This is a genomic window from Dyadobacter sp. HNCC25DJ183, from assembly GCF_056895175.1.
The window spans coordinates 454417-463683 of sequence record NZ_JBXHAP010000008.1 but is presented as its reverse complement, the minus strand read 5'-3'; the positions used below and the strand labels follow the sequence as shown (position 1 = coordinate 463683).

Sequence of the window (9267 nt, the reverse complement as noted above, 5' to 3'; positions counted from 1 at the left end):
ACTGCTGTTGAAGCTGCTTGCCGTCGAGATGAAAGTATTTGCCTAACTGAGAACAACTAACAGGATTATTATCAATATATTGTTTTTAAAAAATCGGCGAACTCTTTGGTCATCCGAGTCCCCCGTTGCACAATATTCCAATCCCTGCTGATAATCTCACCCGTATCCTTGACTTCCCAGCGCCGACGCTTAATGCAAAGCGTAACCTTCTGATTGCGAATGGGAAAATCTTGGACGTAAATCTCGGGCAGGAAGCCTTTTGATTCTAACTTTTGGTCTTTGTATTCGGAAGGAGGGAGATTTTTTTCTTCCAGATAGATGTGCAGGCCTGTTAAGCCTTCAACGATTTTAGAAAGTTCGAAGTAATCGGGGGCGCCTAGCCGAGGATGTCCTCAGGTAACAGGAAGCGGACTAGGGCTAAATAGGATTCTTGCAATGCGCTCAATATTGATTCATCGCAAAACAAATACATTTTTCGCCGCCCCCCAAGTTTTAGGACTGATCCTTAAGTAGTCCTGGCAGTTGCTTTGCCACCTGCCTTGTTCGAATTTATTTATAAATGAAAAAAGCACACTTTCGTGTGCCTTTACGTGATCCCGTTTGGATTCGAACCAAAGACCTACTGCTTAGAAGGCAGTTGCTCTATCCAACTGAGCTACGGGACCGGAAAACTTGATTTACTCTTTCAAAGAAAAAGGCAGTAAACAGTATCTGCATACGGCTTACTGCCTTTTTTGTTGTCGGGGAGACAGGATTCGAACCTGCGACCCTCTGGTCCCAAACCAGATGCGCTACCGGGCTGCGCCACTCCCCGAGGTATTTTACTTGTTAAGCTGATTCTGATTTCGTCAAGGATCAGCTCCTCTTGTTACTCTATTTTTAGATCGGTGTAGAGGAAGCGGGATTCGAACCCGCGGTACCCTTGCGAGTACGGCAGTTTAGCAAACTACTGGTTTCAGCCACTCACCCATCCCTCCTTCTTTCCGTTCTGGGTTGCAAATATAGAGGGTTGCGTTTCAGAAAAGCAAACATTCGCGCAAAAAAACTTTAATAGAAGCTGCAAATGCCTATTTTTGGCGAAGATTAAAATTACCCAAGACGTTCATTATGAACTGGAATTATCCCTTTGGAAGCACTGAATATTTTTTTGTATTTTTTTTCATCTTCGTATACGTAGCCTACATTATTCGCACCGTACGCATTGCCCGACAGCTGCAAACCACCGCACGGACGCTTATCATCAAACTCTTTTTACGGACCATTACCTTCTCACTTTTGATCATTAGTCTGCTCGGACCTTCGTTCGGGGAGGCCGAAAGAGACATCAAAGCGAAGGGTAAGGATGTTTTTTTGGTTGTTGATCTGTCCAAGTCAATGGACGCTGCTGACGTGACTCCGTCGAGGCTTGAAAAGGTAAAGTTTGAGATCAACCGTTTTGTACAGAATGAAGTAGCCAACCGGGTCGGAATTATTGTTTTCTCCAACGAAGCTTTTATCCACGTACCCCTGACATATGATCGCAATGCACTGGAATTATTTATCCAGTCGCTGCAAACCGATCTGCTGCCCACAAGCGGCACCAACATCTGCCCCTCCGTGGAACTGGCTTACGACAAGCTGATGAATGCATCGGATCCGACCGGAAGATCGAAAATGATTGTGCTCTTTACCGATGGGGAAAATGCCAGCGCGTGCAGCAGCTCGCTTTATAATAACCTCCGGCGTTTCGGGATTGGCTTTTATGCAGTCGGGGTTGGGACAAAAGTAGGAATCAGTATTCAGCAGGATGGGAAACCGTTAATGGACCAAAACGATAAGCTGATCATCAGCCGCGTTGACGAGAGTTTCTTGCAGGGAATGGCGAATGCATCCCGTGGAAATTACTACGAGCTGAACAATTCCAGGAACGAAATGAACCGTTTGCTCAATGATGTGAACCAGCAGGAAGGTACTCTGGTAGATTCACGTACTATCACTGTGGTTAGTAACAAATACTACTACTTCCTTGGCGCGGCCCTTATTCTGATCCTGCTGGATATTTTAATTACCATCGGAACCTTCCGACTGTAACGATCAATTTCTATTTTTGCGCTTCAATATCACGATCGATATGACCGCTCTTGTTCTTTATGTCCTGCTCTGGCTTTGGGATAACCGGACGTTCGATTCCATCACCAAAGCGAATCAGCGCAAAATTGACGCTGAGCAAGCCTACCAAAGCAAAGAATTCGCACGTTCCGCAGACCTTTACAGTCAGATCACCTATGGGTCCATTTTTTCGGACCCGGCAGCGCGGCTCAATCTGGCCCACTCTTATTACAGTATGCGGAAATACAATGTCGCATTGAAGCACTATCTTCTGCTGAGCGACATTGATGATCAATCGATTGCTTCCATTGCCAACACACAGATTGCGTTGATCAGAGTGGAACGGAAAGATACAGCCAATGCTCTGGCCAGTCTGAAAACCGCATTGCGGCTTGAACCTGGAAATGACCTCGCACGGCAGAATTACATTATCCTGAAAAAGAATTTTTCAGGTCAGGAGGCAGATTCGGATGTGCTTACCAAGAAACAAAAGTCGGCCCAGCAGAACAAAATGGAGGAAAACCGGCCGGCAGAACCGAGTCCGCAGACGGACGGCCGCGAGCTGACCAACGATGCCAAGAAAGAAGAACTGCTGAAAAGTCTGAAACAAATGAATATGTCTGAGGATCAGGCGAGGGCGATATTGGATGCGATGAAATCGAACGAAAGCCAATATATTTACCAGCTCCGCAGGAAGCAGTACAATAGCCAAGCCAAGAAGAACGACGAAATAGAGTGGTAATTTTAATATAAAACATGAATAGCATTTCAGGAACCAACTTCCAGTTTCCAGGACAGACAGGATTTTACAAAGGAAAAGTGAGGGACGTTTATTCTTTCGAGAAACGCCTCGTGATGGTTGCTACCGACCGGATCTCCGCATTTGACGTGATACTGCCCCGCGCAATACCGTACAAAGGACAGGTTTTAAACCAGATAGCAGCGCACTTTTTAAATGCAACTTCCGATATCGTACCAAACTGGCTGCTGGAAGTGCCCGATCCCAATGTGAGCATTGGTCTGAAATGTCAGGCTTACCCGGTGGAAATGGTGGTGAGAGGCTACCTTGCTGGTCATGCCTGGCGCGAGTATTCACTTGGCAAACGCACTGTTTGCGGCGTGTCTCTGCCCGATGGGCTGAAAGAAAATGACAAGCTGCCGACGCCAATCATCACGCCCACTACAAAGGCACACGAAGGCCACGATGAGGATATTTCAAGAGAAGAGATACTTGCACAGGGACTTGTGAGCGAAGACGAGTATGCACAGCTTGAAAAATACACGCTCGCGCTCTTTGCAAGAGGAACCGAAATGGCAGCAGATCAGGGATTGATACTGGTGGATACTAAATATGAATTCGGGCAAATTGACGGAGTTATTTACCTGATCGACGAAATCCATACACCGGATTCTTCCAGGTATTTTTACCAGGATGTTTACGCAGAAAATCAACAGGCAGGATTACCCCAGAAGCAGCTTAGCAAGGAATTTGTAAGAGAATGGCTGATTCAAAACGGGTTCCAGGGAAAAGAGGGACAATCGGTGCCGGAAATGACCGACGAACGCATAGAACTGATTTCTGCGCGCTATATAGAGCTTTTTGAAAAAGTCACCGGTAACAGTTTCCAGAAGAACAACCTGGACAACCCGCTTAAAAGAATTGAGGAAGCAATCCTCAGAACACTATAAAAAGCTGATTTAGAAAATTTCATTCAAACTATTGTTTTGACCAAACAACACCAACAATGAACTTTAAACTGGAAAAGAAAGAACAATACGTCTATATCGAGCTGGAAGAGCCTGCTTTTGCGGGCGATATACCGGCAGCATTCGAAGATACTGCCCGGTCGCTTTTCAGGGAGGGATACCACAGCCTGATTGTCAACATGCAAACCGTTAAATCGGTGGATGCGCCGGGTACCGCGATATTGAAAAAAATAAACTGGTTGTGTGCCAATGATCTTGGCTTACTGGTGATCGTAACGCGTGACGATGATTTTATCGATTTGCTCGAAGGATTGAAGATCCCGGACCTGAATATCCTTCCGACGAAGGAAGAGGCGATCGACGCGGTTTTCATGCATAACCTGGAAAACCAGTTTGGTGCCGGCGACGATGATTACGACGACGAGGATTATGAAGGCGTAAGCGAATCCAAAGAGCCCTGATAATAGCATTCTCAAAAAGGAAAGCCACTTCTGAGTAACACCGGAAGTGGCTTTTTTACTGACACCTCCCTCCCTGCCCTCCCTCCTCCTTTCTCCCCCTTTTTGACATTTTCCCAAGGCGCATTTTGCAATCTTCCAAGTAGCCAAAAACCAGCTTTTTCATTTCCATTTTACCAAGGATTGTGGCTGCTTCTTGCCTTTTTATCAATATTTTTATAATAATTGTGACGAAAAAATCAAAAAACACAAGCTGGTAGAAAATTTTGCCATTGTCGTAATAAGCCAAATATTTTTTATGATTATCTTGCGTGGCTTTACCCTATTCATAACACAAAGGTGTCTTAGCAATTTTTTTAACTCTGTTATTTAAACAAATTCTAATTACGAATTTGGTAATTACGCTACAATCTCAGTTAAATGTCGCAAATGTCTGAATCAATGGTAGAAAATCAGGGACTGTACCGCCCGGAATTTGAGCATGATGCATGTGGAATAGGTTTCCGGGCTAACATTAAGGGCCGCAAGTCACACCAGATCGTGGCTGACGCCATTCATATGTTAGAAAGAATGGAACATAGGGGCGCAACCGGTTTTGACCCGAACACAGGCGATGGTGCCGGAATCCTGATTCAGCTGCCACATGAATTTTTTGTAGAGGAATCTACCAAGCTCGGTTTCCACCTTCCTCCTGCGGGAGAATATGGAGTAGGAATGATCTTCTTTCCCGGCGATGAAACCATCCGCGAGGAATGCCGTGATATCCTGAACCGAAAAATGAAAAAGCTTGGCCTGCATTTGCTCGGATACAGGAAGGTACCTACGCTTAACAATACATTGGGCGAAGGCTCACTGTCTGTGGAGCCCGCTGTGGAGCAGGTTTTCATCAAACGCCCGGATGATATCACCGACGATGCGGCTTTCGAAAGGAAGCTATTCATACTGCGTCAGGTTTCAACCAGGCTCATCAAAGACACTGTAAAAGGTGGTGCAAAAAGCTTCTATTACTCGTCGCTTTCGTGCCGCACCATTTCATACAAAGGACAGCTGACGACTGCTCAGCTGAAATATTATTTCCCTGATCTTGAAAACGAATCCGTGGTATCTGCACTGGCAGTAGTCCACTCCCGTTTCTCGACCAACACTTTCCCTTCCTGGGAGCTTGCGCAGCCTTTCCGGTATATCGCTCACAATGGCGAGATCAACACGGTAAAAGGGAATGTAAACTGGATCCGCGCCGGGGAGAAATCTTTCCACTCCGATTTCTTCACGAAAGAGGAAATGGATATGCTCCTGCCGATTTGCGACAGAAACCAGTCGGACTCTGCTAACCTGGACAATGCCATTGAAATGCTGCACTTGTCAGGTCGCTCGCTACCTCATGTAATGATGATGCTGATCCCGGAAGCCTGGGACGGAAACGAGCAAATGGATCCGGAAAGACGCGCGTTTTACGAGTACCACGCGGCTATTATGGAGCCCTGGGACGGACCTGCCTCTATTTCATTCACCGATGGAAAAATGGTGGGCGCTACCCTTGACAGGAACGGACTTCGTCCTTCCAGGTACTGGGTACTGGACGATGATACCATTATCATGGCGTCAGAAGCAGGTGTTCTGGAAGTAGACCAGTCGCGCGTTGTGATGAAAGGCCGCCTGCAGCCAGGACGTATGTTCGTGGTAGATATGGAGCAGGGACGTATTATTCCTGACGAAGAAATCAAAGCATCCGTCTGCTCGGCGCAGCCTTATCAAAAGTGGCTGGATGAAAACAAGCTGCACGTTGATCAGCTTGATCACCCGATCCGTACTTACCGGGCTTACGATGAGGCTTCATTGCTGAAACGCCAGGTTGCATTCGGGTATACATCCGAAGATTTGCGGATGATCCTGGCCCCTATGGCGCAGACTGGCCTGGAAGCGATTGGTTCAATGGGTACAGATGTTCCTTTGGCAGTACTTTCTGATCAAAGCCAGCATTTATCGACTTACTTCAAGCAACTTTTTGCACAGGTAACTAACCCACCGATCGACTCGATCCGGGAACGGTCTATCATGTCGCTGATTTCGTTTGTGGGCGGTAACGAAAATATTTTAACCGAAACCCCGAAACACTGCCGCCAGATCGCATTGCCGCATCCGCTGCTTTCCGTTCAGGAATTTGACAAGCTGCGTTTTGTGGATAAAGACGGTTTCCAGGCAAAAACAATTAATACATACTTCCGTGCTGACGAAGGCGGAAAAGCACTGGAACGCGCATTGGAACGCATTTGCCGCTATGCAGTGGATGCTATCGAAGACGGATTTGAAATCCTGATCCTGTCGGACCGCGCGATCGACTCCGACCACGCTCCGATTCCTTCACTGCTTGCTACTGCCACGATTCACCACCACCTGATCCGCGAAGGGTTGAGAGGAAAAGTGGGTCTGCTGGTTGAAGCCGGCGATGTTTGGGAAACGCACCATGTAGCGACACTGATCGGTTACGGTGCTGCGGGTATCTGTCCGTATATGGCATTCGAAACGCTTTCTTACATGAATAAGAAAAGCATGATCGATGGAGAATTTACGGATGAAAAACTGCATTACAACTATATCAAAGCAGTTAACAAAGAGCTTTTGAAGATCTTCTCCAAAATGGGGATCTCAACCTTGCAATCATACCAGGGTGCTCAGATCTTCGAGTGTGTTGGTTTGAACAAAGATGTGGTTGATAAATACTTTACCGGTACCATTTCCCGCATCAGCGGAATGGGTATCTCCGAGATTGCACGTGAGATCCTGGTGCGCCATAAAGTAGCTTACCATGAAACACCCGAGCACAAGCCAAGACTGGAAGTGGGCGGTGTATACCAATGGAAGCAGCGTGGCGAAGCGCACATTTTCAACCCGCAGTCGATCCACATGCTGCAACAGGCAACGCGGAACAACAGCTACGAGCAGTTCAAAAAATTCTCGAAGCTGATCGACGATCAAAGTCACAAGGCATTAACATTACGCGGACTGCTGCGTTTCAAGAAAGGAACATCCATTCCGATCGAGCAGGTTGAACCCGTTGAAAGTATATTCAAACGTTTCGCAACCGGGGCAATGTCCTTCGGTTCGATTTCGTGGGAAGCACACACTACCCTAGCAATTGCGATGAACCGCATTGGTGGCAAATCCAATTCTGGTGAAGGTGGTGAAGACGAGTTGCGTTACAAGCTTTTGCCAAATGGCGACAGCATGAACTCTCAGATCAAGCAGGTTGCTTCCGGCCGTTTCGGGGTTACCAGCCACTACCTGAGCAATGCAGGGGAATTGCAGATTAAAACAGCGCAGGGTGCAAAACCAGGCGAAGGCGGACAGCTTCCAGGATTTAAGGTAGATGACTGGATCGGACGCACGCGTCACTCTACACCAGGAGTAGGCCTGATCTCTCCCCCGCCCCACCACGATATTTACTCTATCGAGGATTTGGCGCAGCTGATATTTGACCTTAAAAATGCAAACCGCGCGGCACGTATCAGCGTGAAGCTGGTTTCTGAGGCGGGTGTTGGTACAGTTGCATCCGGTGTGGCGAAAGCACATGCAGATCACATCCTGATCTCAGGTTATGATGGAGGAACAGGTGCATCTCCATTGAGCTCCATTCGCCACGCAGGTTTGCCCTGGGAGCTTGGATTGGCCGAAACGCACCAGACGCTGGTTAAAAATAAGCTGCGCGGAAGAGTTACCGTTCAGGCTGACGGACAGCTGCGTACCGGTCGCGACCTTGCTATCGCAGCATTGCTGGGTGCCGAGGAATGGGGTGTGGCTACTGCTGCGCTCGTTGCCGCTGGCTGTATTATGATGCGTAAATGTCACCTGAATACCTGTCCGGTAGGTGTGGCTACGCAAAACAAAGAGCTGCGTGCATTGTTCTCGGGCAAGCCGGAGCATGTGGTGAATATGTTCACTTTCATGGCGCAGGAATTGCGTGAGATCATGGCACAGCTTGGTTTCCGTACTGTGAATGAAATGGTTGGACAAGCGCAGTATCTTGAACTACGCAATGATATCAAGCATTGGAAATATAAAAACCTGAATTTCGACGCCATCCTTTATAAAGAAGGGGATTTGTCTGTCGCACAATTCAAGCAGGAAGAGCAGGATCACGGGATCGACAGTATCCTTGATATTGAGCTGATTAAAGCAGCGAAACCTGCACTGGAAAACAAAGAAGAAATCTATGGCGAATTCCCGGTAAACAACCTGAACCGCTCGCTTGGAACCATGCTCTCGAACGAGATTTCGAAAAAGCACGGCGGCGCAGGACTTCCAAAAGGGAATATCCATTTCAAATTCCGCGGTACAGCGGGCCAGAGCTTCGGTGCATTCAATACCAATGGGGTGCGGCTGGAACTGGAAGGCGATGCCAATGATTACTTCGGAAAAGGACTTTGCGGCGCTGAGCTGATCGTTTATCCGGACCGCGATTCGAAATTCAAACCGGAAGAAAATATCATCATCGGTAACGTTGCATTCTACGGCGCTACCTCAGGTGATGCCTACATCCGCGGAACCGCCGGAGAGCGTTTCTGCGTGCGTAACTCTGGTGCGAAGGTGGTAGTGGAAGGTGTGGGCGACCATGGACTGGAATACATGACAGGTGGTCTGGCGATTATCCTCGGCTCAACGGGGCGGAACTTCGCAGCAGGTATGTCGGGCGGTGTAGCTTACGTGCTTGACAAAGCGGGCGATTTCCGTGAAAAGGTAAATATGGAAATGGTTTCACTGGAACCGCTTAATGCAGAAGACCAGGGCATTTTGCGCGAGTATCTTGACAAACATTTCCAATATACTACCAGCAATATCGCATTCCAGCTGATCCAGAACTGGGAGCAGTCTGTGAAGCAGTTTGTGAAAGTGATGCCTTCCGATTTCAGAAAAGCGCTGGAAGGTCGCGGCATCACGCTTGCGCAGCAGATAGCAGACAAGAATGTGGTTTATAAAGACATCGTGGTAGATGTTGTTCACCAATAAAATTTTCTCT

General features: G+C 47.6%; 6 protein-coding genes and 3 tRNA genes. 5 read left to right on the top strand and 4 right to left on the bottom strand.

Annotation, left to right across the window (positions count from 1 at the left end; all coding sequences use genetic code 11):
- Positions 1–71: 71 nt before the first annotated feature.
- The 4 genes from AC1XTG_RS21630 to AC1XTG_RS21615 all read right to left on the bottom strand — a co-directional run bounded on the left by AC1XTG_RS21630 (position 72) and on the right by AC1XTG_RS21615 (position 977).
- Positions 72–314, bottom strand: a complete 243-nt coding sequence (locus AC1XTG_RS21630; RefSeq protein WP_484843412.1) for an ISAon1 family transposase N-terminal region protein — start codon at positions 312–314, stop codon at positions 72–74.
- 277 nt (positions 315–591) lie between these two features.
- Positions 592–665: transfer RNA gene (locus AC1XTG_RS21625), tRNA-Arg, on the bottom strand.
- Between the two features lie 75 nt (positions 666–740).
- Positions 741–814 (bottom strand) — tRNA-Pro (locus tag AC1XTG_RS21620).
- A 76-nt stretch (positions 815–890) separates the two neighbouring features.
- Positions 891–977 (bottom strand) — tRNA-Ser (locus tag AC1XTG_RS21615).
- 130 nt (positions 978–1107) lie between these two features.
- Here AC1XTG_RS21615 and AC1XTG_RS21610 point away from each other — a divergent pair.
- The 5 genes from AC1XTG_RS21610 (at position 1108) to gltB (ending at position 9257) form a co-directional block, all read left to right on the top strand.
- Entirely contained in the window at positions 1108–2070 is a 963-nt protein-coding gene (locus AC1XTG_RS21610; protein WP_056283561.1) for a vWA domain-containing protein, read from the top strand.
- Positions 2071–2110: 40 nt separating this feature from the next.
- On the top strand, positions 2111–2830 hold the full coding sequence (locus AC1XTG_RS21605; RefSeq protein ID WP_484843408.1) for a hypothetical protein: 720 nt from the start codon (positions 2111–2113) through the stop codon (positions 2828–2830).
- Positions 2831–2844: 14 nt separating this feature from the next.
- Positions 2845–3777, top strand: a complete 933-nt coding sequence (locus AC1XTG_RS21600; RefSeq protein WP_484843407.1) for a phosphoribosylaminoimidazolesuccinocarboxamide synthase — start codon at positions 2845–2847, stop codon at positions 3775–3777.
- 56 nt (positions 3778–3833) lie between these two features.
- Entirely contained in the window at positions 3834–4256 is a 423-nt protein-coding gene (locus tag AC1XTG_RS21595) for an STAS domain-containing protein (RefSeq protein ID WP_484843406.1), read from the top strand.
- A 417-nt stretch (positions 4257–4673) separates the two neighbouring features.
- Complete coding sequence (gene gltB, locus AC1XTG_RS21590; RefSeq protein WP_484843405.1) at positions 4674–9257, top strand: glutamate synthase large subunit; 4584 nt, start codon at positions 4674–4676, stop codon at positions 9255–9257.
- The last annotated feature ends 10 nt before the right edge of the window (positions 9258–9267 follow it).